Source organism: Microbacterium sp. 1154 (assembly GCF_031455375.1).
In the GTDB taxonomy this organism is placed as follows: Bacteria; Actinomycetota; Actinomycetes; order Actinomycetales; family Microbacteriaceae; genus Microbacterium.
In genome coordinates this window covers 23,104-49,720 of the sequence record NZ_JAVDSN010000006.1, presented here as the reverse complement: position 1 = coordinate 49,720, position 26,617 = coordinate 23,104, and the positions used below count along the sequence as shown (strand labels likewise).

Annotated in this window: 28 protein-coding genes; 8 read left to right on the top strand and 20 right to left on the bottom strand. The window is 70.7% G+C overall.

The window, feature by feature from the left end; translation table 11 throughout:
- Positions 1-151: 151 nt before the first annotated feature.
- The 3 genes from J2X55_RS15615 to galU all read right to left on the bottom strand — a co-directional run bounded on the left by J2X55_RS15615 (position 152) and on the right by galU (position 2,845).
- Positions 152-1,213: a large exoprotein gene (locus J2X55_RS15615; protein ID WP_309824525.1), complete on the bottom strand. Its 1,062-nt coding sequence runs from the start codon at positions 1,211-1,213 to the stop codon at positions 152-154.
- A 100-nt stretch (positions 1,214-1,313) separates the two neighbouring features.
- Positions 1,314-1,937 carry a GNAT family N-acetyltransferase gene (locus tag J2X55_RS15610; RefSeq protein ID WP_115920980.1) on the bottom strand — a complete coding sequence of 208 codons (624 nt, stop codon included), beginning with the start codon at positions 1,935-1,937 and terminating at the stop codon, positions 1,314-1,316.
- A gap of 14 nt (positions 1,938-1,951) precedes the next feature.
- On the bottom strand, positions 1,952-2,845 hold the full coding sequence (galU, locus tag J2X55_RS15605) for a UTP--glucose-1-phosphate uridylyltransferase GalU (protein WP_309824523.1): 894 nt from the start codon (positions 2,843-2,845) through the stop codon (positions 1,952-1,954).
- A 62-nt stretch (positions 2,846-2,907) separates the two neighbouring features.
- Here galU and J2X55_RS15600 point away from each other — a divergent pair, with 62 nt between their 5' ends.
- The 3 genes from J2X55_RS15600 to mscL are packed head-to-tail and all read left to right on the top strand — an operon-like array spanning position 2,908 to position 4,245.
- Positions 2,908-3,504, top strand: a complete 597-nt coding sequence (locus tag J2X55_RS15600; RefSeq protein ID WP_115920982.1) for a 5-formyltetrahydrofolate cyclo-ligase — start codon at positions 2,908-2,910, stop codon at positions 3,502-3,504.
- A 17-nt stretch (positions 3,505-3,521) separates the two neighbouring features.
- Positions 3,522-3,791, top strand: coding sequence for an FmdB family zinc ribbon protein (locus tag J2X55_RS15595; protein WP_115920984.1), 270 nt, complete (start codon positions 3,522-3,524; stop codon positions 3,789-3,791).
- 34 nt (positions 3,792-3,825) lie between these two features.
- Positions 3,826-4,245, top strand: a complete 420-nt coding sequence (mscL, locus tag J2X55_RS15590; protein WP_115920986.1) for a large conductance mechanosensitive channel protein MscL — start codon at positions 3,826-3,828, stop codon at positions 4,243-4,245.
- An 84-nt stretch (positions 4,246-4,329) separates the two neighbouring features.
- On the opposite strand, the gene J2X55_RS15585 is transcribed toward mscL, so the two are convergent.
- Positions 4,330-4,566, bottom strand: coding sequence for a hypothetical protein (locus J2X55_RS15585; RefSeq protein WP_309824520.1), 237 nt, complete (start codon positions 4,564-4,566; stop codon positions 4,330-4,332).
- A gap of 7 nt (positions 4,567-4,573) precedes the next feature.
- Positions 4,574-8,278: an AAA family ATPase gene (locus J2X55_RS15580; RefSeq protein WP_115920990.1), complete on the bottom strand. Its 3,705-nt coding sequence runs from the start codon at positions 8,276-8,278 to the stop codon at positions 4,574-4,576.
- 202 nt (positions 8,279-8,480) lie between these two features.
- Between J2X55_RS15580 and J2X55_RS15575 the strand changes: the two genes are divergently transcribed.
- The gene (locus tag J2X55_RS15575; protein ID WP_309824516.1) at positions 8,481-9,014 is read left to right on the top strand and encodes a methylated-DNA--[protein]-cysteine S-methyltransferase; all 534 of its coding nucleotides are present in this window, start codon (positions 8,481-8,483) and stop codon (positions 9,012-9,014) included.
- 69 nt (positions 9,015-9,083) lie between these two features.
- On the opposite strand, the gene J2X55_RS15570 is transcribed toward J2X55_RS15575, so the two are convergent.
- A complete protein-coding gene (locus tag J2X55_RS15570; protein ID WP_309824514.1) occupies positions 9,084-10,700 on the bottom strand; it encodes a sodium:solute symporter family transporter in 1,617 nt (538 codons plus the stop codon).
- Positions 10,697-11,050 (bottom strand): DUF485 domain-containing protein, encoded by a 354-nt coding sequence (locus J2X55_RS15565; RefSeq protein ID WP_115920996.1) that lies wholly within the window; start codon positions 11,048-11,050, stop codon positions 10,697-10,699. Before J2X55_RS15565 ends, J2X55_RS15570 begins: the two co-directional genes overlap by 4 nt.
- A gap of 140 nt (positions 11,051-11,190) precedes the next feature.
- Between J2X55_RS15565 and J2X55_RS15560 the strand changes: the two genes are divergently transcribed.
- On the top strand, positions 11,191-12,042 hold the full coding sequence (locus J2X55_RS15560) for a LuxR C-terminal-related transcriptional regulator (RefSeq protein WP_309824513.1): 852 nt from the start codon (positions 11,191-11,193) through the stop codon (positions 12,040-12,042).
- 115 nt (positions 12,043-12,157) lie between these two features.
- Positions 12,158-12,442 (top strand): Fe-S cluster assembly protein HesB, encoded by a 285-nt coding sequence (locus J2X55_RS15555; RefSeq protein ID WP_103206273.1) that lies wholly within the window; start codon positions 12,158-12,160, stop codon positions 12,440-12,442.
- Positions 12,443-12,567: 125 nt separating this feature from the next.
- Here the strand turns inward: J2X55_RS15555 and J2X55_RS15550 are convergent, their stop codons facing one another.
- Positions 12,568-13,293, bottom strand: a complete 726-nt coding sequence (locus J2X55_RS15550) for a hypothetical protein (protein ID WP_309824512.1) — start codon at positions 13,291-13,293, stop codon at positions 12,568-12,570.
- Between the two features lie 131 nt (positions 13,294-13,424).
- On the opposite strand from J2X55_RS15550, the gene J2X55_RS15545 reads away from it, so the two are divergent.
- Positions 13,425-14,237, top strand: coding sequence for a hypothetical protein (locus J2X55_RS15545; protein ID WP_309824511.1), 813 nt, complete (start codon positions 13,425-13,427; stop codon positions 14,235-14,237).
- A gap of 40 nt (positions 14,238-14,277) precedes the next feature.
- Here the strand turns inward: J2X55_RS15545 and J2X55_RS15540 are convergent, their stop codons facing one another.
- The 6 genes from J2X55_RS15540 to paaA are packed head-to-tail and all read right to left on the bottom strand — an operon-like array spanning position 14,278 to position 18,763.
- On the bottom strand, positions 14,278-15,048 hold the full coding sequence (locus J2X55_RS15540) for an enoyl-CoA hydratase-related protein (RefSeq protein WP_309824620.1): 771 nt from the start codon (positions 15,046-15,048) through the stop codon (positions 14,278-14,280).
- Between the two features lie 5 nt (positions 15,049-15,053).
- Positions 15,054-16,178 carry a 1,2-phenylacetyl-CoA epoxidase subunit PaaE gene (gene paaE, locus J2X55_RS15535; RefSeq protein WP_309824510.1) on the bottom strand — a complete coding sequence of 375 codons (1,125 nt, stop codon included), beginning with the start codon at positions 16,176-16,178 and terminating at the stop codon, positions 15,054-15,056.
- A complete protein-coding gene (gene paaD, locus J2X55_RS15530) occupies positions 16,178-16,660 on the bottom strand; it encodes a 1,2-phenylacetyl-CoA epoxidase subunit PaaD (protein ID WP_309824509.1) in 483 nt (160 codons plus the stop codon). The genes paaE and paaD overlap by 1 nt, the downstream gene beginning before the upstream one ends.
- Positions 16,657-17,490 carry a 1,2-phenylacetyl-CoA epoxidase subunit PaaC gene (gene paaC, locus J2X55_RS15525; RefSeq protein ID WP_309824508.1) on the bottom strand — a complete coding sequence of 278 codons (834 nt, stop codon included), beginning with the start codon at positions 17,488-17,490 and terminating at the stop codon, positions 16,657-16,659. Before paaC ends, paaD begins: the two co-directional genes overlap by 4 nt.
- Entirely contained in the window at positions 17,487-17,792 is a 306-nt protein-coding gene (gene paaB, locus J2X55_RS15520) for a 1,2-phenylacetyl-CoA epoxidase subunit PaaB (protein WP_055838158.1), read from the bottom strand. The genes paaC and paaB overlap by 4 nt, the downstream gene beginning before the upstream one ends.
- Positions 17,792-18,763 carry a 1,2-phenylacetyl-CoA epoxidase subunit PaaA gene (gene paaA, locus J2X55_RS15515; RefSeq protein WP_309824506.1) on the bottom strand — a complete coding sequence of 324 codons (972 nt, stop codon included), beginning with the start codon at positions 18,761-18,763 and terminating at the stop codon, positions 17,792-17,794. Before paaA ends, paaB begins: the two co-directional genes overlap by 1 nt.
- Before the next feature lie 105 nt (positions 18,764-18,868).
- On the opposite strand from paaA, the gene J2X55_RS15510 reads away from it, so the two are divergent.
- The gene (locus tag J2X55_RS15510) at positions 18,869-19,531 is read left to right on the top strand and encodes an HAD family hydrolase (protein ID WP_309824505.1); all 663 of its coding nucleotides are present in this window, start codon (positions 18,869-18,871) and stop codon (positions 19,529-19,531) included.
- Positions 19,532-19,648: 117 nt separating this feature from the next.
- On the opposite strand, the gene paaK is transcribed toward J2X55_RS15510, so the two are convergent.
- Genes paaK through J2X55_RS15480 form a run of 6 tightly spaced genes read right to left on the bottom strand, consistent with a single transcriptional unit; the run spans position 19,649 to position 26,482 of the window.
- Positions 19,649-20,959, bottom strand: coding sequence for a phenylacetate--CoA ligase PaaK (gene paaK, locus J2X55_RS15505; protein WP_309824503.1), 1,311 nt, complete (start codon positions 20,957-20,959; stop codon positions 19,649-19,651).
- A complete protein-coding gene (gene paaI / locus J2X55_RS15500) occupies positions 20,956-21,519 on the bottom strand; it encodes a hydroxyphenylacetyl-CoA thioesterase PaaI (RefSeq protein ID WP_309824501.1) in 564 nt (187 codons plus the stop codon). The genes paaK and paaI overlap by 4 nt, the downstream gene beginning before the upstream one ends.
- The gene (gene paaZ, locus J2X55_RS15495) at positions 21,516-23,585 is read right to left on the bottom strand and encodes a phenylacetic acid degradation bifunctional protein PaaZ (protein WP_309824500.1); all 2,070 of its coding nucleotides are present in this window, start codon (positions 23,583-23,585) and stop codon (positions 21,516-21,518) included. Before paaZ ends, paaI begins: the two co-directional genes overlap by 4 nt.
- The gene (locus tag J2X55_RS15490; RefSeq protein ID WP_309824499.1) at positions 23,582-24,478 is read right to left on the bottom strand and encodes a 3-hydroxyacyl-CoA dehydrogenase family protein; all 897 of its coding nucleotides are present in this window, start codon (positions 24,476-24,478) and stop codon (positions 23,582-23,584) included. Before J2X55_RS15490 ends, paaZ begins: the two co-directional genes overlap by 4 nt.
- Positions 24,475-25,299 (bottom strand): enoyl-CoA hydratase/isomerase family protein, encoded by an 825-nt coding sequence (locus J2X55_RS15485; protein ID WP_309824498.1) that lies wholly within the window; start codon positions 25,297-25,299, stop codon positions 24,475-24,477. Before J2X55_RS15485 ends, J2X55_RS15490 begins: the two co-directional genes overlap by 4 nt.
- Positions 25,292-26,482, bottom strand: a complete 1,191-nt coding sequence (locus J2X55_RS15480) for an acetyl-CoA C-acyltransferase (RefSeq protein ID WP_309824496.1) — start codon at positions 26,480-26,482, stop codon at positions 25,292-25,294. Before J2X55_RS15480 ends, J2X55_RS15485 begins: the two co-directional genes overlap by 8 nt.
- Between the last annotated feature and the right edge of the window lie 135 nt (positions 26,483-26,617).

The following is a 26,617-nucleotide window of genomic DNA, read 5'->3' as shown; positions in this document are numbered from 1 at the left end:
GTCAACACTATCACGTCGCACGCGCCCACCTTGACGCGGGGTGGGCACCTGGCATCCGTCGTATACCGCGAGACGTATGCCGACGGATTGCCGCCAGAGCCGGAGAAGGCGACCCCCAGGCACGGGGCACACAGGGGTCACAGCGAAGCGGTTACTCCCCCGACGCGCGACGCGTCAGCAGCCGCTGCACGTGGTCCTGGATCTCGGAGTCGTCCACGTACCCCATGGCGGCGTACGGCGACGGAGCGGGGGCGACAGCGGCCGGACGAGCCGTCTCGATCGGGGTGGGCGCCTGCTCGGCGGCGAGCTCGCGAGCGGCCTCTTCGCGAGCGGCGGCGCGCAGTGCCTCGCGGGCGATCTGCTCGTCGACCACGGCGGCGGCGCGAGAGCCTGCCGACGCGACCAGCGGACGCGGCAGCTCGCGCGGCGTCCAGGTGGGGCGCGGCTCGGGCACCAGCGCGACGTCCTGCACCTCGGCGGCGACGGTGCGCGTCACCGCGGCCGCGACCACGGTCGGCGACGCCGTGCGCGCCGCGACGACCGAGATGCGGCGCAGAACGATGAGGGATGCCAGAACCACGACCGACCCGGCAATGAGCAGCGCGGGCGCTCCCCCGGCGATCACCGGTCCGAGACCGGCGAGGGCAGAAGCGAGGCCGGCAAGAGCGACGGTGGTGACGCCGAGACGGAAGCGGCGGCGGGCGCGCGCGCGACGCGCCTCGGGCCGGGCGATGGCGGCGGCACGCTCGGCGTGCGCGCGCTCGACGGCGGCGGCCTGCTCTGCGCGGGTCTTCTCGAGGGCCGCGGCGCGTTCGGCGCGGGCGACCTCGACGGCGGCGGCGCGCTCGGCGCGAGCGAGGTCGACGGCGGCCGCGCGCTGCTCCTTCACGACATCGCGGTCGCGGGCGCTCTCGAGGCGAGCGACCTCGAGTCGGGCCTTCGCTGCGGCCAGCTCGGTCTGCGCTTTCTCGGCCTGAATCTGTCGGGCGAGCTTCTGCTGCTGGTACGCGGTACGAGTCGTCAGTTCGAGACGGACCTCACGGGGCGTCTCGGCGGTCTCGGCGAGCACGCGGAGGGCCTGATTGAGGCGCACCGCGTTGCGCTCGGCGGAGGTGAAGCGATGACGGCTCTGCCACGACGGGAGCAGGTACACGAGCCAGAGCGCGACCGCGACGAAGAAGATCACGCCGCCGCTGAGAACCTGCCCACCCATGCCATAAAGGTAGGTCACCGGGAGATCACACCTCGGCATCCCCCGGCGTGTCGTGACGAGACTTTCGCCGAGGGAGCGAGAAGGACGGAAGAGAGGTCGTTCAGAGCCGGTCGGCCGGGGGAACGCGCGCCGCGTCGGGCGGCACCTGGCCCCGCACGAACCGGTCGAGGACGCCGTACGGCACCTCTTCGCGCACCAGGGCGAAGGCGTAGTGGTCGCGCCAGTCGCCGTCGATGTGGATGTACTTGCGCCGCAGTCCCTCGTAGCGGAACCCGAGCTTCTCGACCACGCGCAGGCTCGCGTGGTTCTCGGGTCGGATGCAGATCTCGACGCGGTGCAGGTTCAGCTCGGTGAAGCACACGTCGGTCGCCATGGCGACGCCGATCGTCGTGATGTTGCGGCCGGCGAACTCCTCCGCCACCCAGTAGCCGATGGTCGCCGACGCCAGCGACCCCCGCGAGACACCCCACACGTTCAGCTGCCCGGCGACGTCGTCGTCCCACGCCATCACGAAGGGGACGCCGACGCCGTCACGGTACTGCTGCAGAAGACGACGGATGCCGAGGCGCATGTCGAACGACACGGGGCCGTCGGGACTGGTCGCCTCCCACCGCTTCAACCACGAGCGGTTGTCGATCAGCTGCTGCTGGAGGACGCGCGCATCGCGGTTGCGGATGAGACGGATCGACACGTCGCCGTGCCGCCGCGGGACGGACAGATCCATGGCATCCTGCGGGGTCAGAGACCCTGCGCGAACTCCTTGAACCACGGGCGGAGGGCGGGACCGAGGTCGTCGCGGTCGGCCGCGAGCTGCACGATCGCCTTGATGTAGTCGACGCGGTCGCCCGTGTCGTAACGGCGCCCGCGGAACACGACGCCGTAGACGCCGCCGCCGTCGCCGCCACCGTTCGCGAGCTCTTCGAGAGCGTCGGTCAGCTGGATCTCGCCGCCCTTGCCCGGCTCGGTGCGCTCGAGGATGTCGAAGACGTCGGGGCCGAGCACGTAGCGACCGATGATCGCGAGGTTCGAGGGGGCGTCTTCGGCCTTGGGCTTCTCGACGAGCTGCGTGACCTTGACCACGTCTTCTTCGTCGGTCGCCTCGACCGCCGCCACACCGTAGAGGTGGATGTGGGCGGGGTCGACCTCCATCAGCGCGATGACGGTGGCGCTGCCACGCTTGTCGTACTCCTCCATCATCTTGGTGAGCAGCGGGTCGCGCTCGTCGATGAGGTCGTCGCCCAGCAGGACGGCGAAGGGGTGGTCACCCACGTGGCTGCGGGCGCGCAGCACAGCGTGGCCGAGGCCCTTGGGCTCGCCCTGGCGGACCATGTGGATGTCGGCGAGGTCGGACGAGTGCTCGACCTTGGCGAGCTTGTCGTCGTCGCCCTTCTCGCGCAGCTTCGCCTCGAGCTCGGGCATGGAGTCGAAGTGGTTCGCGATGTTGTTCTTGTTGCGGCCGATGATGATGAGCACGTCTTCAATGCCGGCGCCCGTCGCTTCTTCGACGACGTACTGAATGGCCGGTTTGTCGACGACCGGCAGCATTTCTTTGGGCATCGCCTTCGTGGCAGGAAGGAAGCGCGTGCCGAGTCCGGCGGCCGGAATGACGGCTTTGAAGGGCTTGTGAGGCATGGGCATACCCTAGCGGTGTCCTGCGCCACCGGCGGCAACGCGCCCGCCCCTAGACTTATCGCATGCCGGATCGTATCGAGCAGGCCAAGCGCGCACTGCGCGCCGATCTGCGCGAACGCCGCCAGACCATCTCGGCGCACGCGCGCGAGGTGGCCGAGGCCGGCGTCACAGAGCAACTCGACGCCCTCGTCGCGCGTCTCGGAGCCCGCAGCATCTCGTGCTTCCTGTCGACGCCCACCGAGCCCGGCACCCACGCCTTCGTGCGCGCGGCCGTGGATCGCGGCATCCGGGTGCTCCTTCCGATCACCCGCGAAGACGGTCTTCTCGACTGGAGCGTCGCCACCGCCGACACCGAGATCACCGAGGGGTTGTTCGGCGTCCCCGAGCCGGTCGGAGACGTCCTGGGACCGATCGCGGTCAACGACGTCGACCTGCTGATCATCCCGGCGGCCGCCGTGGATCACCAGGGCATGCGCCTCGGCTGGGGGCGCGGCTACTTCGACAAGACCCTCGGCTCGATGGAGAAGTGCCCCCCGGTGTACGCGGTCATCTTCGACACCGAACTCATCGACGACGTGCCGCGCGACGTGCACGACCAGCCCGTGACGGGTGTGGTCACCCCCACGCGTACGCTGCCGCTCGTCGCCCACACCTCCTGAACACCCGAAGGACGCTCATGCCCACCTACTCCTATGCCTGCAAGCAGTGCGGCCACCGTTTCGATGCCGTGCAGTCGTTCTCGGATGCCGCGCTCACCGAGTGCCCCGAATGCGGCGGCGAGGTACGCAAGCACTACGGGTCGATCGGTGTGACCTTCAACGGTTCGGGCTTCTATCGCACCGACTCGCGCAGTTCGTCGTCGGGCGCAAGCGGTGGCGGCTCATCCGCTTCTTCGACATCATCGAAGTCGGAATCGACGTCGTCCGCCTCGCCCTCGGCTTCCTGAGCCCGGGTCGGCGCGGCTTGAGAGGAACCAGCGCATGATCAAGGGATTCAAGGAATTCATTCTCCGAGGCAACGTGATCGACCTCGCCGTCGCGGTGGTCATCGGAGCTGCATTCACCGCGGTCGTGAATGCCATCGTCAGTTCGGTGATCACCCCGCTGATCTCGGTGTTCTACAAGCCCGCCGAGAACGGCGAGGTCGGCCCGTCGATCACCGGAATCTACGGGCAGGAGGTCGTGTTCCCGCTTCCCGCCCTGCTTTCGGCGATCATCAGCTTCTTCGCGGTCGCAATCGTCGTCTACCTCGTGTTCGTCTACCCGATGAACCGGTGGAAGGCCATCGCCGCCGCGCGCGCGGGTGTCAACCAGCCCGCCGCGGACGAGCCCAAGCTCCCGACCGAACAGGAACTGCTCGTTCAGATCCGCGACCTGCTGGAGCGGCAAAACAAACTCTGAGCCCCACGTCCGCTCTCGAGACGGCGTCCGCGGGACCTAAGTCCCGGAACGGGCGCCGTTTCGCGCTGTCAGAACCCGTGCGGCTCAGTAGTGCGGGGGGACGTCGCGCATCATGCGCTCGTCATTGGGGCCGGATGCCGTGGGCCGAGGGCCGGTGCCACGCACGGGGTCGTCGGCGGGGGCCGGCTCGGCCGTGGTGCCCGGGGCCGCGAGCAGACGTGCGCGGCGCGCACCGCGGACCCGGACCACGGGTTGCCGTTCGGTACCGGACGCCGCCGCGCCCGGAGCGTCTCGCCCGGTGGCATCCGGTGACTCGCTCATCGTCCGCTCAGTCGGGAAGATCGAGCGACTCAGTGGTCGCATCGGGTGCGGCCGCGTCGTCGGGGGCTATACCCAGCAGCTCACCGATGCGGGATGCCACTCCCGCGGGGTCGCTGTACAGATCGAAGGCGTGCACGCGCACGTAGTGCCACCCCAGGCGGCGGAGGATCTGCGGCCGGAGGCGGAGGGTCTCGCGAAGGGACTCCCCGATCGTCTCGGGATCGCTCTCGGCCACGACGGCCTTGCCCTGGTAGCGGGCCACGATGGGCAGCAGACCGCGGTAGTCGACGTCGACCTCGACACCGAGTCGCCGCAGCTCGCGCGCCAGGGCGCGGGTCAACGGGTCGGCGAGGTCTTCGAGACGCGTCTCGCGACTGCGCGAGGCGACGTTGCCGAGAATCCCCATGAGCGTGGCCGCACCGTGTTCGAGGCGACCGTCGTCGAACGCCGAGGGGCGGATCGACGACACGATGACCATCGAGCGGCGCGCGCGCGTCATGCCGACGGTGAGCAGTCGCTCGCCGTCGGGCGTCGACAGGTCGCCGAAGTCGCTCAGCACGCGGCCGTGGCGCGTGAGACCGAAGCCGAGCGAGAACACCACGCGGTCGCGGCTCTCGGCCACCGACTCCTCGAGGGTGAGCACGGCGAAGGGCTCCGCGGCATCCCGCGAGATGAAGTCGGCGACGTCGGACCGGCCGGCCAGCGCCGCCACGACCGAGGCACGCACGCGCTCGGCGTGCTTACGGCTCGCGGTGACGACCATGAGCGATTCGGAGGCGCGGTTGACGGCGTGCTCCACGACGAGGGTCACCACGCGGGCGACCTCGGCGTCGGGACTCTCGACGGCGCCGCTCACGGGGTCGGGGGCGCCGACACCGCCCTCGACGTAGTCGACGCTGAGGCTGCCGCGGCCGAGGTATGAACCGGCCCACGGGAGCGAGACGATCTCTCCCCCGTAGAAGGCGTCGTTCACCAGCTGCGAGAGGTCTTCGCCTCCCGCGCGGTAGCTCCGCGTGAGGGTTTCGACAGGCAGCAGCTCGGCGACGCGCTCGAACACCGACGTGCCATCGAACGGCACCTCGTCGACCTCGTCGGGGGCGCCGATGATGGACGCGCTGACCCGGAAAGGCGTGGGCTTCTGCACCACCGGGTCGCCGAACAGCACCACCTGGCGGGCACGGCGCAGGGCCGGGGCCGCTTCGGCGAGGCAGAGTGCAGCGGCGTCCGCGATGATGACGACGTCGAAGGCGAGATCGGTCGGGACGTCGGGCACCTCGTAGGGAGACGCGAGCCACACCGGTGCGAGCGTACGCAACAGCGTGGGGGCGGCATCCGACATCTCCTGCGCGGTGTGCAGGCCGTCCTTCAGCACGCGCTTGAGAGCGGCCGCTTCGTCGGAATGATCGACGATGCCGATACGCCACTGCGTCGCGAGCTGTGCGGCGAGCAGGGGGCCGGCGGCCGCGGCGTGCGCCTCGTCGACGAGGCGGAAGTCGCGTTCGAGACGGTCGACGACGCTCGTGTTCGCCCCGAGCAGGGCTCGATCGGTGCGGAGCAGGTGCTCGAGCGCCGACTGCCACCACGCGAACTCGAGCTCGGCGCCGACGCGCTCCTCGGGAACGTGGCGCACCGAGAGCTCGACGAGCAACTGCTCGAGACCGAGACGAGCGAGCTCGGAACGCAGCTGCGCGCGCTCGACGAGGTTGTCGAAGAAGGTCGACTCGGCGGCCAGACCCGCGAGCGTGCGCACGAGGCGCTGCACGGGGAGCGTGGACAGACGCTCCGAACCCTGGCGACGGAGGATCTGATCGAGCTCGCCGAGGAGGGCGTCGGTGCGCTGCCACGCGATGTTCACGTCGGCGAGACCCAGAGGGACCTCGGGCGTCACGCCGGCCTCGACCACGCGCTGCCACTCCGTGCGCTGCTGCTGGATCCGCACGAGCGCCTCGTACATGTCGGGCACGTGCACACCCGGGCGCACGTACTCCTTCGACAGACGCTTGAGGCGGCGACGGTTCGGCCCGCTCATCGCGGAGGCGTCGCGGCGCGGCGAGTGGGCGTCGATCAGTTCGCCGAGGGGGCGCTCGAAGACGCTCGGGCTGAAACGGTCGAGGGACTCGCGGATGCCCTGCAGGAGCTTGAGGTACGAGCCCAATTCCGACACCGTCTGGAACGGGCGCATGCGCGTCTGGGCGATGAGCTCGTAGCCGCGCTCGAGCAGGCGAGGGACATCGCTGGTGTGGAGCTTGCCGGCGAGGTCGTGCGCCGCTCGGGCGTCTTCGGTGCGCGAGAAGCTGACGCCGTACCAGGGCGAGTCGTCGGGACCGAAACGGAACTCGCCGAGGCGCGCCGCCATCGCGAGGGCACGGGCCGCGGCATCCCGTCGTCCGGCCAGACGCTCGAGGGTCGCCAGATCGAAGCGGGCCTCGGTCGAGGGAGCCGGAGAGGTGGATGCCAACGAGGTCAGCGCACGGAGGATGTCGAGCGCCGAGACGCCCAGGGCGAGGTGCGGTTCGGTCACCGCGGAGCGATAGTCGCGCAGGACCGTCCGCAGGCGCACGAGCGCGTCGTCGATCTCGGCGACCTTGGGCTGCTCGGCCTTCTCATTGCGGCCGATCGCGCGGATGAGGTCGCGGCGGACGTGGTTCGGCGAGACGGCCAGTCCGGTGAGACCGACTCCGGCGAGACGGTGACGGATGCCGTCGAGGGTCGAGCGACGAGCGCTCACCACCAGTACGCGCTTGTTGTCGTGGACGAGCTGACCGATCGCGTTGATCACGGTCTGCGTGCCGCCCGTACCGGGGAGCGTGTGCACGGCGAGCGACTGGCCGGCGGCGATACGGGCGAGGACGCGCTCCTGCTCGGCATCGGCATCGAGGAGGAGGGTGTCGGCGGCGGGGGTGCGCTCGTCGGGGCTGATCACCTGCGGGTCGTCGCGGCGGACCGTGATGCGCGCGCGATCGTCGGGGTGGCCGGCGAGAGCGTTCAGCAGCGTGTGATCGAGGTCGTGGGTGTCGCGGGCCATGCCCGAGCCGACGTCGGCGAACGACGAGATCACCAGACGGGGGTGCACGACGAAGGTCGGCACGTGCGAGGTGAGACGGCGGATGTGGTCGATGACCGGCTGCGGTTTGAACACGCCCTGGTCGTAGGCGAGGCCCGCCAGCGCGGCGGAGTCGATCTGGATGCCGAGATGCGTGCGGAACGCGCGGGCGAGCTCGGGGTTCATCACGAACGCGCCGTGCAACTTGAGTTCGAAGTCGCCGTGGTGACGGCGGATGGCGAGCGGGCGGAGCAGGACGGGGGCGGACCACTCCACTCCCCCGATCTTCCAGGCCGACAGCCCCACGGCGAGGTGCACCGGCTCGAGACCCCGGGCGGTGCGGAGTTCGACGTTCTTGGCCGTGATCCGCTCGGCGGCCATGCGCGCGGTGCGCAGGGCGACCTCGTCACGGAACAGATTGGAGAGCATGGTCGCGCGGCCCGTGATGAACTGCGGCAGCGAGCCGGGGTGGGCCTTGGTGATGTCGATGCCCGCGTCGCGCGCATCGTCGAAACGCAGCAGGGTCGAGCGGCCGCCGAGGGCCGCCGCCTCGGCGCGGATTCGATCGCGTTCGGGGTCGGCCACGTGGCGAACCACGATGCCGGGTTCCGACAATCGCAGCTCGCCGGGATCGACGGACGACACCGTCTCGTCTCCGTCAGCGCCCATCACGGCACCGTCCTCAGCTCGCCACACACCTGTCAGACTAAGCCGGGCAGTGCGGGATCGTGCGCAGCGGGCCCGAGTTTCGCGGTAATCAGCGACACGCCGCGTCATCGGCTCTTCCTCCCCAGGCCGCACGCTCGCGGCATCCTCCCCCGTTGCGATCGATCCCCTCACACGGCCGCCGCACGGTCACGAGGATGGGCGCATGAACAGAGTCACCAGCACCGAATACGACAGCCCCGTCGGGCCGATCCTGCTGACCTTCGTCGACGACGCCCTCGTGCGGCTGCACGTCGCCCACGACGGTCTCGACATCGCGCGCGCTGAGATCGCGCAGCGGCTGGGAGTGGTCCCCGAGCCCGAAACCTCGGCCGGCCGGGGGCTCGTCGCGCAGCTCGACGAGTACTTCGACGGCGCGCGACGAACGTTCGACGTGGCCCTCGACTGGCGCTTCGTCCGGGGCTTCACCCGCGCGGCGCTCGAAGCGACCCTGCAGATCCCGTACGGGGAGGTGGCATCGTACGGCGAGGTGTCGATGATGGCCGGAGTTCCCCGGGCTGCACGGGCGGTGGGAACCGCCTGCGCGTCGACGCCGTTCTCGATCGTCGTTCCGGTGCACCGCGTCGTGCGTGCCGACGGCTCGATCGGCGAATACGGCGGGCATCCCGAGGTGAAGCAGTACCTGCTCTCGCTCGAGGGCGACGCCGTGCTCGGCGAGACGCTGCGCGCTTCGGCCTGACCCGGATGGAGCCGGGGCCCGGGCACGACGATGCCCGGCCCCACCGCAGCGGGACCGGGCATCGGTCGGTCAGTGGTTCGACGCCTTCTCGGCGCCGTAGCCCGTGAGGGAGCGGACGTCCATCTCCGCGGCCTTGCGCGGGTCTTCGGGGGTGCGCGAGGTGACCGAGCCGAGCCAGCCGAGGAAGAATCCGAGCGGGATCGACACGATCCCGGGGTTGTTCAACGGCCAGATGGCCACGCCCGCGTTGGCGAACACGCTGGTGGCGGTCCCCCAGAACACCGGCGAGAGGAAGATCAGCACGAGGGCCGACCCGAGCCCGCCGTACATGCTCCAGACCGCACCGCGGGTGGTGAAACGGCGCCAGAACAGCGAGAAGAGAATGGTCGGCAGGTTGGCCGACGCCGCCACGGCGAAGGCCAGGGCCACGAGGAACGCGACGTTCTGCCCCTGCACGCCGATGCCGCCGAGGATCGCGAGCACACCGATCACGATGACCGTGCGCCGCGCGACCTTGACCTCGCCGTCCGGCGGCACGTCGCCCTTCTTCACGACGTTCGCGTAGATGTCGTGAGCGAACGAGGCGGCCGCCGTGATCGTCAGACCCGCCACCACCGCGAGGATCGTCGCGAACGCCACCGCCGAGATGAAGCCGAGAAGCAGCGGTCCGCCGAGAGCCAGGGCGAGCAGCGGAGCTGCGGCGTTGACGCCGCCGGGGGCGCCGAGGATCGTCTCGGCTCCGACCATCGCGCCGGCGCCGTAGCCGAGCACCAGGGTGAGGATGTAGAACAGCCCGATCAACCAGATGGCCCACACGACCGAGCGACGCGCCTCCTTGGCGGTCGGCACCGTGTAGAAGCGCATCAGCACGTGGGGAAGACCCGCGGTACCCAGCACGAGGGCGAGGGCGAGCGAGATGAAGTCCCACGGGTTCTTGCCGTACTGCAGACCCGGAGCGAGGATCGCGTCCCCCTTGGGAGAAGCCGCGACAGCACTCTCGAGCAGCGTGTTGAGGTTGAAACCGTTGATCGCCAGCACCCACACCGTCATGACGATCGCGCCGCCGATGAGCAGGAACGCCTTGACGATCTGCACCCACGTGGTGCCCTTCATCCCGCCGATCAGGACATAGACGATCATGAGGATGCCGACCACGGCGACGACGATCGATTGACCGACACGCTCCGTGATGCCCAGCAGCAACGACACGAGGCCGCCGGCCCCGGCCATCTGGGCGAGGAGATAGAAGAAGCAGACGGCGAGCGTCGTGATGGCCGCGGCCATCCGGACCGGACGCTCCTTCAGACGGAACGACAGCACGTCGGCCATCGTGAACTTGCCGGTGTTGCGCATGAGCTCGGCGACCAGCAGCAGGGCGACCAGCCACGCGACGAGGAAGCCGATCGAGTAGAGGAAGCCGTCGTAGCCGTTGATCGCGATCGCGCCGACGATTCCGAGGAACGACGCCGCCGACAGATAGTCGCCCGCGATCGCGAACCCGTTCTGCGGCCCGGTGAACGAGCGGCCCGCCGCGTAGTAATCGGCCGCGGTCTTGCTGTTGCGGCTGGCCCGGATGACGATGAACAGCGTCACGGCCACGAAGGCGCCGAAGATCGAGATGTTCAGCACGGGATTGTTCTCGACGGTCTGCACGGCCGCCTCCACGCTCGCGAGGGTGTTGTTCATGAACGGCCCCCGTCCGCGCGCTCGAGTTCGACGCGCAGCGCCTCAGCACCCGGGTCGAGGCGCCGGTTGGCGTAGGCCACGTAGCCCATCGTGATGGCGAACGTGGTGACGAACTGCCCGAGGCCCAGCACGAGCCCGACGGTGATGGCACCCGAGACCGGCTGCGCCATGAACTCGGGCGCGAACGACGACAGCAGGACATAGGCGAAATACCAGACGAGGAACGCCACCGCGAGCGGGAAGACGAAGCTGCGCTGGCGCTTCTTCAACTCCCGGAACGGGGCGGACTCCTCGACCGCGATGTAATCGACGCCGCCCTTGTGGGCTTCGTCGATGCGACGGTCCGTCATGTGGCCTCCTTGCCTCATGAGTACGGCGCAACGCTGCGCCGAACGGCGGAAAAGTCCGGGTAGGCCGCGGCTTCCCCGGTGATAGGGTCGACGCTACGAAACGCGGCGACGAAGCCGTCACCCCCGGAAGTAGGTAGTGCGTGACTGCACCCTCCACACTTCGAGACGATGCGACGCTCGTGTCGCACGCCGTCACCGAGCTCGCCCGCCGCACGCATTTCCCCGTCGCGTTCGGCGGCCTGGAGCACGGCGGCGCCGTCCACGTCTCCACAATCGTCGGCGCGCGCACGCGCAGCATCGAGGGGCTCGTCGTCCACGCATCGAGAGGGCTCGGCGGCCGCGCGCTCGTCGAGCGGCGCCCGCGTATGACCCTCGACTACCGCACGTCACGCTCCATCACCCACGACTACGACCGCGCCATCCTCGGCGAAGGGATCGCGACCCTCTTCGCCGTTCCCGTGCTCGTCAGCGGCGCGGCGCGCGGCGTCCTCTACTGCGGGTCGTGGGCGCAATCGCCGGTCGGCGACGTCGAGGCGCGCCCCGCGTTCGACGTGGCCGGCGAGCTCGGTACCGAGTTGCGCGTGCGCGCCGAGGTCGACCGACGCCTCGCCTCGACCCCCGGGCCCGAGGGCGGTCTCGGCGCCGGTGCGCGCGAGGAGATCCGAGAGAGCTACGCCCAGCTGCGCAGCATCGCGGCGACCGTTGCCGATGACGAGGTGCGGCGCCGACTCGAGGTCGTCGAGGCGCGTCTCGCCGCCCTGACCGGAGACGCCGGAGACACGGCATCCGATCCCGATATCCACCTCTCGCGGCGAGAGATCGACGTGCTCGCCTGTGCCGCGGTGGGGTCGACGAACGGGGAGATCGCGGCCTCCCTCCACCTGCGCGAGACCACCGTCAAGTCGTACCTGGCCTCGGCGATGGCGAAGCTCGACGCGTCCACCCGCCACGCCGCGGTGACCCGCGCGCGGCGCGCCGGGCTCCTTCCCTGAGCCGCCCGAAGAGGCCGGTGGGAAAACCCTGGCAATGACCGTGTGAGCTTGAGAGCGCTTCGGATTCTCGGCATCGTGGCTGACTCCTGTCGTCGATCAGAGAAGGAGAGTCACCATGCTGACGCTCACCGAAGAGGCCACGACCGCCGTGAAGACCATCACCGCCCAGTTCCCGGATGCCGCCCAGGGCGGGGTCCGCATCGAGGGAGCGGGCTCCCCCGAGTCGCAGTTCGCGCTGTCGGTCGTCGACGGCCCCCAGCCGGACGACGCCGTCGTCGAGAACGCGGGAGCGCGCGTCTTCCTCGACAGCGATGCCGCCGCCGTCCTCGACGACCGCGTGCTCGACGCGCAGATCGACCCGCAGGGGTCGGTGCAGTTCGCCGTCACCAGCGCCGCCTGACGCGGCCCCGCGCGTTCGATGCCCCGGCTCCCGGCCGGGGCATCGTCGTGTGCGGCGGCGTCCGGCGACGCCAGCCGCACCCGTCGTGACAGCGACTCGCTCGAGAGCGGGCGGATGCCGTGATCTCAGCCCTGGAAGACCACGACCTCGTCGTTCGCCGCGTCATAGACGAACTGCAGGGCGGTGTCGGGAGGAAACTCCGTCCGAGAGCGCTCGGGGGTGGTCTCTCGCAGCAGGGCTACGACGTTCGCGGGAAACGGACCGGCCCCGCACGCCTGCGTGAAGATCTCGCCGTCGTAAGACGATCCGTTCGAGCTCGCGTCGAGGAGATCGGGCTGCCAGACGGTGAGGCACCGCGCCGTATCGTCACCCCCGATGACCGACGGGTAGGTGATGAAGCGGAAACCTTGCCATTCCGCGTAGGCGGTGACCCCGCTCGTCACACCGCGGAAAAGCACGCTCGGCACCACGAAGGCGGAATCGGGGGAAACCCGCGCGATCTGCGTCGCCCCCGCCTGCAGGGGGTCGGTCTGCACGCGCTGCACGACGACGAGCGCCGTCGCGGCGCACGCGACGACGAGGGCCGCCGCGGTCAGCAGGATCGTCATGGAACGGCGCAGGCGCGGCATCCGGAACCTCCGACGCGGCGCGTCGGCCGGCTCGTCGACGCCGCTCGGGTCGACCGGGTCCTCTTCGACCTCCGAGGGCGCGGGAACGACATCGTCGGAGCTGCGGCTCTCGAGTTCGATGAGCCGCTGCAGGGCAGCCGGGTCCGAGGAGATGTCGGCTCCGGGCGCGTAGGCCCGACGGCGCAGGGCCGCGAGTTCGTCATCGTCGCTGATGCTCGGCATGGGTCGATTCAATCAGTGCGCCCCCGACCGCGACGCTCTGGCGTGGTCCGTTCGTGCGTTTCGCGTCCGGCCGTCGTCGTGGGGTCGCCGCGGAGAACGACGCAAGGCGCTGCCGGTGCCATACTGCGGGAGTGTCCGGTCGTCACGCCTCCCGCGGTGAGATCATTCGAGGTCTCGCCCTCTCGATGGTGCTCTCGCTCGCGCTGATGTGCAGCGCCTGTTCCCGCGTGATCCACCGCGACGACGTGATCGGCACCTGGGAAGCGCGGGACGGCGATCATGTGGCCCAGCTGGTGCTGCACGGCGACGGGACTCTCGACGCCCGAGGCGTGCCGCGGGCTGCGGTGTCGGACTTTCCGGATGTCGACCGTGAGGTCGAGTTGAATTGGACGGACACTGTCGCCTTCTCCGGGCGGTGGTACTTCTCGGAGGCGACCTCCGAGAGTTTCGACACCGGCGACGTCTACGCCAGGGACATCGTGGGCGCCGACAACGTCTCCCTCCACGCGGCGCCGGGTGGCCTCGCCCTGCAGTATGGCTACGTCGGGTGGGGGCAGACCCTCGAGTTCCGCCTCAGCGACGAAGCGCCTACCCCGGTCCCCGCCACCCTCTCGCGAACGGACCTCCTGGGCACCTGGCGCTCCGACGATGCGGGCACCCTGACGCTGTCGGACGACGGCACCTTCACGTTGACGGATGCGCCTCCCCCGCTCACGACGCAACTCGACCTCCCCGAGTCTTCCGCGCTGTTCGGGCAGTGGTCGGTGCCGCAAACGGTCCTCCCTCTCGACGAGGACGCGTACGTCGTTCTGTCCTTCGACGTCGCGTTCCCGACGGCCGATGGCTCGTTCGTCACCGCCCTGGCAAAGATCACCCCGACCGGGGACGGTTACCGGCTCGGTTACCGGGACGATCGCTTCCAGTGGGTGCGGGAGGAAGGCTGACGATCCCGCCACGAGACCGCGTCGTACGGATGCCGAGGCCTCAGCGTCCCGTAAACTCCGGTACCCGCTTCGCCTGGAACGCGGCGAAACCCTCGCGATAGTCGTCGGTCGACGCGAGCGCGGCCTGGGCACGGTTCTCGAGCGCCATCGTCTCCCACAGCCCCAGTCGCTCGTCGCGGATCGCGCTGACGATGCGCTTGCTCGCGCGGAACGCCTGCGTCGGACCGTCAGCGGCCGTGCGGGCCGCGGAGGTCGCGGCATCCCGGACCTCCTCCGCCGGAAACGCTCGTGAGAAGAGCCCGGCGCGGACGGCTTCAGCCCCCGACATCAGCCGACCCGTGTAGATGAGGTCGAGGGTGACGTGGGCGCCGAGGCGCTCGACGAAGAGCGCGTGACCGCCGGAGTCGAGGGTCGCGCCCAGGGCGGCGAAGGGCGAGCCGACCTTGGCGTCCTCGGTGACGTAGACCACGTCGGTGGCGATGAGCAGGCCCAGGCCGACACCCAGGCAGGCCCCGTGGGCGGCCGCGAACGTCGGCGCGGGAAAGGCCGCCATGCGGCGCAGCAGGGGCGCCAGCGTGTCGTCGAGGTAGCCCGTGACGTCGTCGGTGCGGGGGTCGACCCCCGAGATGTCGCGCCCGGCGCAGAACGACGGACCCTCGCCCCGCAGCAGGAGGGCGCGGGCGCCGTCGACCTCGGCCCGGTCGTAGGCGTCGGCGAGCGCGTGCAGATCGTCGAGGCCCAGGGCGTTGCGACGGGCCGGGGCGTTCAGGACGATCTCGGCCACGCCGGCGTCGAAGAGGTAGTCGATCATCGCGCTCACCCGTCGTAGTCGACGCGGACGGCGTCGGAGGTCGGATGCGACTGGCACGTGAGCACGTAGCCGCGCTCGATCTCGTCGGGCTCGAGCGCGTAGTTCTCGGTCATCGTGACCGCACCCTCGATCACCCGCGCGCGGCAGGTGCCGCACACCCCGCCCGCGCACGCGAAGGGGACGTCGGGGCGCACGCGCAGCGCGGCGGAGAGGATCGTCTCGTTCGCGCCGACCGGGCTGTCGACGTGAGCCGACTGCCCGTCGAGGGTGAACTCGATCGAGCGCACCGGCTCGTCGGCCCGAACCGTCACGGGCCGCGCTCCTCCGGTCTGGGCGGGAGCGTCGCCGTCTCCCGCGGTGAACAACTCGAAACGCACGCGCTCGCGCGGAACGCCGACCGCGGCCAGCGTCTCGCGACAGAGCTCGACGAGCGCGAAGGGCCCGCAGAGGAACCACTCGTCGACGGATGCCGGGTCGATCAGCCGCGACAGGATCAGACGCAGCCGCTCCTCGTCGATGCGTCCCGAGAACACGGGCGCCGCGCGCTGCTCGCGCGAGAGCACGTGGTGCAGCGTGAGACGCGAGGGGTAGCGGTCCTTCAGGTCGGCGAGTTCGTCGACGAACATGACGTCGGTCGACGACCGGTTGGCGTACACGATCGTCATCCGCGCGTCGGCGGAACGCTCGAGCACGCTCGCCGCGAGCGCCATGATGGGCGTGATGCCGGATCCGGCGGCGATCGCGACGACGTGCCCCGTCGACGTCGACGCTCTCGAGGTGAAGGTGCCCGCCGGGCTCATGACGTCGATCTCGTCGCCGGGGCGCAGTCCCTCGTGCGCCCAGGTCGAGAAGCGTCCGTCGGGATCGCGCTTGATGCCGACGCTGATCGCTCCGCGCACCGGCGGCCGGCAGAGCGAGTAGGAACGGCGCAGTTCCTCGCCGTCGACCCGGGCACGCAAGGCGACGTACTGCCCGGGCGCGTAGTCGAACGCCTCGGCGAGCTCATCGGGGACGGCGAAGGTCACCTCGATCGCGGTGGGGGTCAAGGGGCGCACGTCCGCGACACGCAGGGTGTGGAAACGCGCACGGGTGCGCGGGGCGGCCGGGGTCTCGGCATCCGTCATCGTCATCAGAGGGCCTTGAATTGGTCGAAGGGTTCGAGGCACACGCGGCACTCCCACAGTGCCTTGCACGAGGTCGAGCCGAAGCGCGAGAGCTCGCGCGTGTCGAGGGAGCCGCAGCGGGGGCAGACGACGCTGAGCGCGAGCCGGATGGGACCGGCCGGCGCGCGGCCCGAGGGCGGGGCGATGCCGTACTCGGTGAGCTTGCGTTTACCGACGTCGCTCATCCAGTCGGTCGTCCAGGCGGGGGTGAGCGTCGTGTGCACGACCGCCCGATCGAACCCCGCGGAAGTGAGAGCCAGCACGATGTCGTCGCGGATCGCGTCGACCGCCGGGCACCCCGAGTAGGTCGGCGTGATCGTGACAGTGACGGTGTCGCCGTCGAGGCGGACGTCGCGGAGCACGCCGAGGTCGTCGATCGTGAGCACCGGCACCTCGGGGTCGACGACGGCGGCCACCACCTCGCGGGCGTGCGCGAGCGTCGCGGTCACCACGTCGCCCCCGGGTGCCGGCGCGCGAGCACCTGCATCTCGGCGAGGAGCGGACCGAGCGCCGGGTGGTGGGCACCGCGGCGCCCCCCGGCGGACGACCCGGGGATCGTCGGCACGGGCACGTCCTCTTCGTCCAGCACCGCGGCGAGGACCTCGTCGACGCGACCGCGGAGCGTCGACGGTCGCACCGCGACATCGCCGAGGCGGTCGTGCAGGGGCTCGTCGCGGAACAGCTCGTCGAGATACGGCCACGTGTCGTCGAGGGCCACGAGCAACCGGCTGCGGGACTCCTCGGTGCCCCCGGCGAGCCGCAGCGTCCACTGCACCGCGTGATCGCGGTGGTAGTCGACCTCTTTCTCGGCCTTCGCCGCGACCGCGGAGAGAACGGGATCGGGGGATGCCGTGAGCTCGCGGTACAGCTCGAGCAGATACGTGGAGACCAGGAGCTGACGGGCGATCGTGTGCGCGAAGTCTCCGTTCGGGATCTCGAACAGCCAGGCGCTGCGGAACTCCGCCTCGTCACGCCAGTAGGCGAGGTCGTCCTCGCTGCGGCCGTCGTACGAGCCCGCGTAGCGCAGCAGCGCGCGCGCGTGACCGAGCAGATCGAGGGCGATGTTGGCGAGGGCGACGTCCTCCTCGAGCTCGGGGGCGCGGGCGACCCATCCGCAGAGGTTCTGCGCGAGGATCAGCGCGTCGTCGCCGAGGCGCATCGCGTAGGTGGCGACATCGGGGTCGGTGGCGCGGGCTTCTCCCCCGGCCAGCTCCGCAGCGAGCTCGCGGGCATCCAACGAGACGTCGCCGTGCGCATCCCGGTCGGTCGAGGTGCTCACAGGTGCGGCACCCCCTCGGAGGCGGTGTAGTACACCGCGTGCCGGTAGTTCTTGCCGGCGGGCGACTCGAAGAACGCGCCCTTCGCTCCGGGATCGCTGGTGGTCACGGCATCCGAGGGGACGACCCAGACCGACACACCCTCACCCCGACGGGTGTACAGGTCGCGGGCGTTGCGGACGGCGAGCTCGGCGTCGGGGGCGTGGAGCGACCCGACGTGCACGTGGCTCAGGCCGCGGTTCGCGCGCACGAAGACTTCCCACAGGGGCCAGGTCTCGGCGGGGCTGCCGCCGGGGGTGGCCATCAGGCGGCCGCCTTCGCGTTCTTCTTCGCCGCGTACGCCGCGGCCGCCTCGCGCACCCACGCGCCCTCTTCGTGGGCGTCGCGTCGGTGCTGGCGACGCATCGTGTTGAGGGGGCCACGGCCTGCGAGCACCTCGTGGAACTCGCTCCAGTCGATCTCGCCCATGTCGTACTCCTCCGTCTCGTCGTTGAAACGCAGGTCGGGGTCGGGCAGGGTCACGCCCAGCACCGCGGCCTGCGGCACGAGCATCGAAACGAAGCGTTGACGCAGCACGTCGTTGCTGAAGCGCTTGATGTTCCACGCCATCGACTGCGCCGAGTTGGGCGAGTCGTCATCGGGGGGCCCGAACATCATCAAGCTCGGCCAGTACCAGCGGTCGACGGCATCCTGAGCCATCCGACGCTGCGCGTCGGTGCCGCGCATGAGGGTGAGCAGGATCTCGAAGCCCTGGCGCTGGTGGAACGACTCCTCTTTGCAGATGCGCACCATCGCGCGGCCGTATGGGCCGTACGAGGCACGGCACAGGGGCACCTGGTTGCAGATCGCGGCGCCGTCGACGAGCCAGCCGATCGCGCCCATGTCGGCCCAGGTGGGGGTCGGGTAGTTGAAGATCGAGGAGTAGCGCGCCGTGCCCTCGACGAGCTGCCGGGTCATCTCGTCGCGCGTGATGCCGAGGGTCTGCGCGGCGGAATAGAGGTACAGCCCGTGGCCGGCCTCGTCCTGCACCTTCGCGAGCAGGATCGACTTGCGCTTCAGACTCGGGGCGCGCGTGATCCAGGCCCCCTCGGGCTGCATGCCGATGATCTCGGAGTGCGCGTGCTGAGAGATCTGCCGGATGAGGGTGCGGCGGTAGCCGTCCGGCATCCAGTCCCTCGGCTCGATGCGGCCGTCGGCCTCGATGAGGGCGTCGAACATCGCCTCGCCGTCGCTGTGGCCGGGGGCGGTATCGGTGGGGGGTGCGGTCAGCGTCATCGTCGACTCCTTTTACAGACCGATCGTTCAGTAAAACTGTAGCGGAGGGCGCCCGGGGCCGCAACGGGCCTGCCCCCGTGCTCCCGGAGGTGTGGGGTGGGGACCATGGCAGACACCGCGATCTTCGACGTGGACGGCACCCTCGTCGACACCAACTACCAGCACGCCCTCGCCTGGTACCGCGCCTTCCGGCGGTTCGACATCGTGCTGCCGATCTGGCGCATCCACCGGGCGATCGGCATGGGCGGCGATCAGCTGGTCGCCTCCCTCACCGGCGACGATGTCGAGAAAGACCACGGCGGGGCGCTGCGCGCCGCGTGGACCGAGGAGTTCGAGCCGTTCCTCGACGAGGTGAAGCCCTTCGACGGAGCACACGACCTGCTCGTCGAGGTGAAGAAGCGCGGATTCCAGGTCGTGCTCGCCAGCTCCGGCAAGAGCGACCACGTCGAGCACTTCCTCGACCTCGTCGACGCGCGCGACCTGGCCGATGCGTGGACCACCTCCGACGACGTCGAGGCGAGCAAGCCCGCCCCCGACCTCGTCGAGACGGCGCTCGATCGCGTGCCCGGTTCGAGCGGCATCATGATCGGCGACTCGCCGTGGGACGCCATCGCCGCGGGCAAGGCGGACATCGCCACGATCGCGGTACGCACGGGCGGGTTCTCCGCGGAGGAACTTCGGGATGCCGGGGCCTCCCGTGTCTTCGACAGCCTCCGCGACCTGATCGCCGGCCTGGACGACACGCCGCTCGCGCGACCGGAGTCCTGACGGCCCGGCATTCAGCCCCGTGCGGCGAGACCGCAGGCGTTCGGCGAAACCGCACGTGATCGACACCGAACGGGTGCGGCCTCGACGGATCGATGCGTCCTCGGCGCTCGGCCGACCTCAGCGCAGGTCGTATACCCGCTTGCACTTGCCCTCGCTGCGCGGGAGCGTGCCGGGCTCCTCGACGCACACGTCGACCGTCGTCCCGATCAGCACCTTGATCCGCTGCCGCAGCACGACGCCGGCCGCCTCGCAGACCTCGCGCTCCAGGGCGGGGTGTCGTTCGATGCGGACGGTCATGGCATCCATCCGCCCCTCGCGGCGGAGCTCGAGCACGAAGTGCGGGGTCAGCTTCTCGATTCCCAGCACGATCTCCTCGATCTGCGTGGGGAAGAGGTTCACCCCGCGGAGGATGATCATGTCGTCGTTGCGGCCGGTGATCTTCTCGATGCGGCGCATCGCGGGGAACGCCGTGCCCGACTGAAGCCGCGTGAGATCACGGGTGCGGTAGCGGATGACCGGGAACGCCTCCTTGGTGAGCGAGGTGAAGACCAGCTCGCCGAGTTCGCCGTCGGCCACGGGCGCGCCCGTGTCGCCGTCGATCGTCTCGGGGAGGAAGTGGTCTTCCCAGATGTGCGGGCCGTCCTTGGTAAGGGCGCTCTCGGATGCCACGCCCGGGCCCATCACCTCGCTCAGGCCGTAGATGTCGACGGCGGTCAGGTCGAGGCGGCGTTCGACCTCCCGGCGCATCTCGTTCGTCCACGGTTCGGCTCCAAGAACCGCCACTTTGAGCGAGGTCGAGCGCGGGTCGATCCCCGCCGCCTCGAGCGCGTCGGCGATCGTCAGCAGGTAACTCGGTGTGCAGAGGATGGCATCCGGTTCGAAGTCCTGGATCAGCTGCGCCTGCCGGGCCGTCTGTCCGCCCGACATCGGGATCACCGTCGCGCCGAGGCGCTCGATGCCCGCGTGCGCTCCGAGCCCGCCCGTGAACAGCCCGTAGCCGTAGGCGTTGTGCACGCGATCGCCCGGTCGGATGCCGGCAGCGCTCAGCGAGCGCGCCACGAGGTCGGCCCAGCGGTCGAGGTCGCCCGCGGTGTAGCCGACGACCGTGGGGCGGCCGGTCGTTCCCGAGGACGCGTGGATGCGGCGGACCTCGGCCATCGGCACGGCGAACATGCCGAAGGGGTACGTCTCGCGCAGGTCGGCCTTGGTGGTGAAGGGCAGCAGGCGGATGTCGTCGAGGGCGCGGATGTCGTCGGGGTGCACGCCGGCCTCATCGAATTTGCGCCGGTACAGCGCGACGTTCTCGTACGCGTGGCGCACCGTCCACCGCAGGCGTTCGAGCTGCAGCGCGCGCAGGCTCTCGAGCGCGATGCCGGCGGGATCGACGGATGCCAGCGAGTCGGGGCGCGTGGGAACGGTCATGGTCATCGGGACACCTCCGGGGTGGAGAGGGCGGCGTTGCGCTCGAGCGCGGGTGGGGCGGCATCCGGGTCCCCGGGGTCGCGCACGAGCTCGGTGATCCGCCCGTCCTCGGCCACGGCTGCGGCGCGTCGAGCTGAGGAGGCGCGAATCGCCGAGGATGTGTCGGCGGATCCCGGCGGGCGCCGGTCCGTCGTGATGCTGCGGCCGCGCACCTCGGCGACGAGGTCGCCCGTCTCGTCGGTGACGCGGATGTCGTAGAGGCCGGTGCGGCCGCTCCGAGCCCGCCGAGCGGCGGTCGCCGTGAGCCGCTGACCCGCCGTCGTCGATTTGAGGAACGTGATGTCCGCTCCCCCGGCGACGGTGACGCGGTCGTCCTCGTTGCACGCGATCGCGAAGGCGGTGTCGGCGAGGGCGAAGACGAGCCCGCCGTGGGTGATGGCGAAGCCGTTGAGCATGTCGTCGCGCACGGTCATCGACACCCGGGACTCCCCCGGCGCGTCGTGCTCGACGACCATCCCGAGCATCGCCGACGCCCGGTCGCGCTGCATCATGGGCCGCGGGCTCACGCGAGCGCTCCCGCCGGTTGCGCCGCCGGAACCGCGGTCGGCGCCCAGGTCTTCGCCACGAGCGTCAGCACGTCGTATTGGGCGACGAGCTCGTCGTCCTGGTTGCGGATGACGGCGTCCCACCGCACCTCGCCGTACTCGTCGGTCTCGCGCGGGGTGATCTGTTTCGCCGTCAGCGCGACGCGGATGCGGTCGCCGGGCGAGACGGGGGTGACGAAGCGCAGGTTCTCGAGCCCCGAGTTGGCCAGCACGGGACCGGGCTCGGGATCCACGAACAGTCCCGCCGCCCACGACACGAGCAAGTAGCCGTGCGCCACGCGCCCCGGGAAGAAGGGGTTGGCCGCGGCCGACTCCTCGTCCATGTGCGCGTAGAAGGTGTCGCCGGTGAAGTTCGCGAACACCTCGATGTCGTCCAGGGTGACCTCGCGTTCGGCCGATTCCACGGCATCCCCGATCCGGAGATCGGAGAGGGGCTTGCGGAAGGGATGGGTGCCGGCGGTGTCGGTGTCGGCTCCCGGATGCCATACCCCGGTGAGGGCGGTCAGCATGCGGGGCGAGCCCTGGATCGCCGTGCGCTGCATGGAGTGGAGCACCGAGCGGATGCCGCCGAGCTCTTCGCCGCCGCCGGCGCGTCCGGGTCCGCCGTGCACGAGGTGCGGGACGGGCGCGCCGTGGCCGGTCGAGGTGCGGGCGTCGTCGCGGTCGAGGAAGAGCACGCGACCGTTCATCGCGCCCATGCGCGTGAGCAGTTCGGTGGCGACGTCGGGGTCGTGGGTGGCGACGCTGGTGACGAGCGACCCCCCGCCCCGGGCCACGATGGCCGCCGCCTCGGCGACGTCGGCGTACTCGACGATGCTCGCGACGGGGCCGAAGGCCTCGATGTCGTTGACCGCCGGGGTCGTGGCATCCGCGAACGAGAGGAGCATGGGCTGCAGGAAGGCGCCCTCGGCGGGCACCCCCTGCGGCGCGTCCGCCGACCCGACGACGAAGCGTCCCCCGGCGTCGACGAGCGCCCGAACCTGGCGCAGCACCTCGTCGCGCTGCGCGATCGAGACGACGGGGCCCATCGTCACGCCCTCATCGCGCGGGTCGCCGATGACCACGCGCTCGGCGATCTTCTCGCGCAGCGCCCGGGCCACGGCATCCGTGGTTCCCGCCGGCACGATCGCGCGGCGGATCGCGGTGCACTTCTGACCGGCCTTGGTGGTGAGCTCGACGAGCAGCTGCTTCACGTAGGCCTCGAACTCGGGCGTGCCGGGAACGGCGTCGGGGCCGAGGATCGAGGCGTTGATCGAGTCCGTCTCGCTCGTGAAGCGCACGCCGGGCCTGGCCTGGGCACGCAGCCGCTCGGCGGTCGAGGCGCTGCCGGTGAACCCGACGGTGTCGCCGAGGTCGAGCAGGTCGAACAGACCGGGGACGCTGCCGCTGACCAGTTGCAGCGAGCCCTCGGGGAGCAGGCCGGTCTCGACCACCATCCGCACCCACGCCTCGGCGATGTACGCCGTGGGAGTCGCGGGCTTGACGATCGTGGGGAGCCCGGCGAGGAAGGCGGGCGCGAACTTCTCGAGCGCTCCCCACACGGGGAAGTTGAAGGCGTTGATCTGCACCGCGACGCCCGGGAGGCGCGTGTAGACGTGCCGCCCCAGGAAAGAGCCGTCCTTCGACAGCGGCTCGATCGGTCCGTCGAGCACGACCTTCCCCGCGGGGAGCTCGCGCCGCGCCTTCGACGAGAAGGTGAAGAGCACCCCGATGCCGCCGTCGACGTCGCTGAGCGAGTCGCGACGCGTCGAACCCGAGCGCTCCGACAGCGCGTAGAGCTCGTCGCGACGCTCGTTCAGCGCGATGGCTAGGTTCTTCAGCACCATCGCGCGCTGGGGGAAGGTGAGAGCGCCGATGCTCCTCTGCCCCTCGCGACGGGCGTACGCGACGGCGGCCGCGAGGTCGATCCCCTTCGTGCTCACGCGCACGATCTCGTCGCCGGTGGAGGCGTCGCGGACGATCGCGGCATCGGGGTCGTCGTCGGGCGTCCACCACGACCCGTTCACGTAGCTCGGCAGAAACGTCATGACTCGCTCCATTCGTAGAATCCGCGGCCGGTCTTGCGGCCCAGGTGGCCCTGGGCGACGAGGTCGCGCAGCAGGGCCGGTGGGGTGAAGCGCGCCCCGAACGCGCGCTCGAGTTCTTCGGCGATGCCCAGCCGTACATCGAGACCGACGATGTCGGTGGTGCGGAGGGGGCCCATCGGATGCCGATACCCCCGCTCCATCGCCATGTCGATGTCCTGCGCGGAGGCGACGCCCTCTTCGAGCATGCGGATGGCCTCGAGACCGAGAGCGACCCCGAGGCGGCTCGACGCGAAGCCCGGCGCATCGCGCACGACGACGGCGGCCTTGCCGATCGCCTCCACCCACCGAGTCGCTCGCGTCACGACCTCGGGCGCGGTGTCGGCACCCGTCACGACCTCGACCAGCGCCGAGGCCGGCACCGGGTTGAAGAAGTGCAGGCCGAGGAACCGTTGCGGACGCCGAATCGCTCCGGCGAGCGCGTCGATCGAGATGGAGGAGGTGTTGGAGGCCACGACGGCGTCGTCGCGCACGGCTCCCTCGATCCGGGCGAGGGCGTCGAGCTTGAGCGCGCGGTCCTCGGGCACGGCCTCGATGACGAGGCCCGCCTCGATGAACGCGTCGGTATCGGTGCGGGTGGTGAGGGTGTCGGCATCCGCATCCGGGATCTGCACGCCCCGCTCCGCCGAGCGGGCGAGAGCGGCCTCGACGCGTTCCCTCGCCTGGGCGGCGGCTCGGACGTCTCGCTCGACGACGTGCACGCGGGCGCCGGCGAGGAGGAACGCGTGGGCGATGCCCGCACCCATGCGGCCTCCGCCGAGCACGCCGACGACGGCGGGGACGGATGCCGTGCCGGGGGTGCCGGCGTGAGAGGGAGCGGTGTCGGGAAAGGTCACGTCTTCTTCCTCTCGAGGAACGCGGTCATGCGGGCGCGCTTGTCGGCGCTGTCGAAGAGCTCGGCCTGCAGGTCGCCGTCGATCGCGGGGTGCGCACTGCGCGGAGCGAGCAGGGCGCGCTTGGTGAGGATCGTCGCGCGCGCGGAATTCACGGCGATGCGGTCGGCGACCGCGTGAGCGGCGTCGAGCAGGTCGTCGGGCTCGTGGACGCTCGAGAGCATCCCCCAGGACAGGGCTTCGTCGGCGTCGATCACGCGGGCGGTGAGCAGCAGCTCGCTCGCGCGGGCATGGCCCACGATCTCGGGCAGACGCCACGAGGCCCCCGCCGCGGCGATGATGCCGAGGCCGGGCTCGGGATTGCCGAAGCGCACGCGCGGCGTTCCCAGACGGATGTCGGCGGCGTAGGCGAGCTCGGCTCCCCCGCCGAGCGCGAAACCGTCGACGGCGGCGATCACCGGCATCGGCAGGCGACGGATGCGGTCGAACACCGTGGCGTTGATCCCGCGGCGGGCATCGTCGCCGGTGCGGTCTCGGAGCTGGGCGATGTCGGCTCCCGCGGCGAAGACGCCGCCCGCTCCGGTGAGGATGAGGGTGCGCGGGCGCTCTTCGAGCTCGGCGCAGAGGGCGTGCAGCTCGTCGACCATGGCCTGGTCGATGGCGTTGCGGCGGTCGGGGCGATCGAGGGTGGCGACGACGCGGTCGTCGTGGGCGTCGATGCGGAGCCGCGGGGCGTCGACGCCGTGGGCCGTCTCCGGCCCCCGGCCGACGCGGGGCTCCGCCGCTGCGACCGGCTCGTGTACCTCGGCCGCGGATTTACCCATCGATCCGCTCCACGATCATCGCGGTGCCCTGCCCCACGCCGACGCACATCGTCGCCAGGCCGTACCGCGCGCCCTCGCGCTCCAGCCGCCCCAGCAGCGTCACGATGAGGCGAGACCCGCTCGAGCCCAGGGGGTGGCCCAGCGCGATCGCCCCGCCGTCGGCGTTGACGATCTCGGGATCGAGCCCCAGACGCCGCACGCACGCGATCGCCTGGGCGGCGAAGGCCTCGTTGAGTTCGACGGCCCCCAGGTCGGATGCCGACAGCCCGGCCTTCGCGAGCGCCTTCTCGGTCGCGGGCACCGGGCCGAGTCCCATGATCTCGGGCGCCAGCGCGGCGGAGGCGTGGGCGACGATCCGGGCGCGGGGGCGCAGGCCGTACCGTTCGAGAGCGGAGGCGCTGGCGACGACGATCGCGGACGCCCCGTCGTTGAGCGAGCTGGAATTGCCCGCGGTCACGACCTCACCGCCCTTCACGACGGGTCGGAGTCCCGCGAGCGCGTCGAGCGAGGTGTCGCGGCGCGGACCCTCGTCGGTATCGACCAGGCCCCGGGCGGTTTCGACGGCGACGATCTCGGCGCGAAAGCGACCGGCATCCTGAGCTCGAACCGCCCGCTCGTGGCTGCGGAGCGCGAAGGCGTCGGCGTCGGAGCGCGTGACGCCGTCCACCCGCGCGACCTCTTCGGCCGTTTCGGGCATGGCGAGGGTGGCCTTGTCGCGCGCGGCGAGGCGCGGGTTCGTGAAGCGCCAGCCGATCGACGTGTCGTACGCCGCGCCGGGCTTGGCCCACGCCTTCTCGGGCTTGGCCTGCACCCAGGGCGCGCGGGTCATCGACTCCACGCCACCCGCGACGATCACGTCGGCATCACCCGCGCGAATCGCTTGCGCGGCGAGCGCGATCGCGCTCATGCCCGAGGCGCAGAGGCGGTTGACGGTGAGGCCCGGGATGCCGTCGGGCAGCCCCGCGAGCAGCACGGCCATGCGGGCCACGTTGCGGTTGTCTTCGCCGGCCTGGTTCGCGGCACCGAGGATGACCTCGTCGACCGCCTCGACGGCAACGCCCGCGCGAGCCACCGCTTCTGCGACCACCAGCGCCGCCAGATCGTCAGGACGAACGGATGCCAGAGCCCCGCCGTACCGCCCGACCGGGGTGCGTGCACCGCCGACGAGAAACGCGTCCGCCATCGTCATCCTCTCCCCCGCCGACTCTGGCGGGGCCCGTCCACCTCGCCCGCGAGGTTTTCCGACCGATCGTTCAGTAATCATGGCAGAAGGTGTCGCCCGAGGCAACGGCGCCCGTTCTCCCGCCGCCGCGGAGGG

Bases quoted from the DNA above. Each gene is read 5' to 3' on its own strand.
- J2X55_RS15615 (WP_309824525.1), bottom strand. From the start codon at position 1,213: ATGGGTGGGCAGGTTCTCAGCGGCGGCGTGATCTTCTTCGTCGCGGTC.
- J2X55_RS15610 (WP_115920980.1), bottom strand. From the start codon at position 1,937: ATGGATCTGTCCGTCCCGCGGCGGCACGGCGACGTGTCGATCCGTCTC.
- galU (WP_309824523.1), bottom strand. From the start codon at position 2,845: ATGCCTCACAAGCCCTTCAAAGCCGTCATTCCGGCCGCCGGACTCGGC.
- J2X55_RS15600 (WP_115920982.1), top strand. From the start codon at position 2,908: ATGCCGGATCGTATCGAGCAGGCCAAGCGCGCACTGCGCGCCGATCTG.
- J2X55_RS15595 (WP_115920984.1), top strand. From the start codon at position 3,522: ATGCCCACCTACTCCTATGCCTGCAAGCAGTGCGGCCACCGTTTCGAT.
- mscL (WP_115920986.1), top strand. From the start codon at position 3,826: ATGATCAAGGGATTCAAGGAATTCATTCTCCGAGGCAACGTGATCGAC.
- J2X55_RS15585 (WP_309824520.1), bottom strand. From the start codon at position 4,566: ATGAGCGAGTCACCGGATGCCACCGGGCGAGACGCTCCGGGCGCGGCG.
- J2X55_RS15580 (WP_115920990.1), bottom strand. From the start codon at position 8,278: ATGGGCGCTGACGGAGACGAGACGGTGTCGTCCGTCGATCCCGGCGAG.
- J2X55_RS15575 (WP_309824516.1), top strand. From the start codon at position 8,481: ATGAACAGAGTCACCAGCACCGAATACGACAGCCCCGTCGGGCCGATC.
- J2X55_RS15570 (WP_309824514.1), bottom strand. From the start codon at position 10,700: ATGAACAACACCCTCGCGAGCGTGGAGGCGGCCGTGCAGACCGTCGAG.
- J2X55_RS15565 (WP_115920996.1), bottom strand. From the start codon at position 11,050: ATGACGGACCGTCGCATCGACGAAGCCCACAAGGGCGGCGTCGATTAC.
- J2X55_RS15555 (WP_103206273.1), top strand. From the start codon at position 12,158: ATGCTGACGCTCACCGAAGAGGCCACGACCGCCGTGAAGACCATCACC.
- J2X55_RS15550 (WP_309824512.1), bottom strand. From the start codon at position 13,293: ATGCCGAGCATCAGCGACGATGACGAACTCGCGGCCCTGCGCCGTCGG.
- J2X55_RS15540 (WP_309824620.1), bottom strand. From the start codon at position 15,048: ATGATCGACTACCTCTTCGACGCCGGCGTGGCCGAGATCGTCCTGAAC.
- paaE (WP_309824510.1), bottom strand. From the start codon at position 16,178: ATGACGATGACGGATGCCGAGACCCCGGCCGCCCCGCGCACCCGTGCG.
- paaB (WP_055838158.1), bottom strand. From the start codon at position 17,792: ATGGCCACCCCCGGCGGCAGCCCCGCCGAGACCTGGCCCCTGTGGGAA.
- paaA (WP_309824506.1), bottom strand. From the start codon at position 18,763: ATGACGCTGACCGCACCCCCCACCGATACCGCCCCCGGCCACAGCGAC.
- J2X55_RS15510 (WP_309824505.1), top strand. From the start codon at position 18,869: ATGGCAGACACCGCGATCTTCGACGTGGACGGCACCCTCGTCGACACC.
- paaK (WP_309824503.1), bottom strand. From the start codon at position 20,959: ATGACCATGACCGTTCCCACGCGCCCCGACTCGCTGGCATCCGTCGAT.
- paaZ (WP_309824500.1), bottom strand. From the start codon at position 23,585: ATGACGTTTCTGCCGAGCTACGTGAACGGGTCGTGGTGGACGCCCGAC.
- J2X55_RS15485 (WP_309824498.1), bottom strand. From the start codon at position 25,299: ATGGGTAAATCCGCGGCCGAGGTACACGAGCCGGTCGCAGCGGCGGAG.
- J2X55_RS15480 (WP_309824496.1), bottom strand. From the start codon at position 26,482: ATGGCGGACGCGTTTCTCGTCGGCGGTGCACGCACCCCGGTCGGGCGG.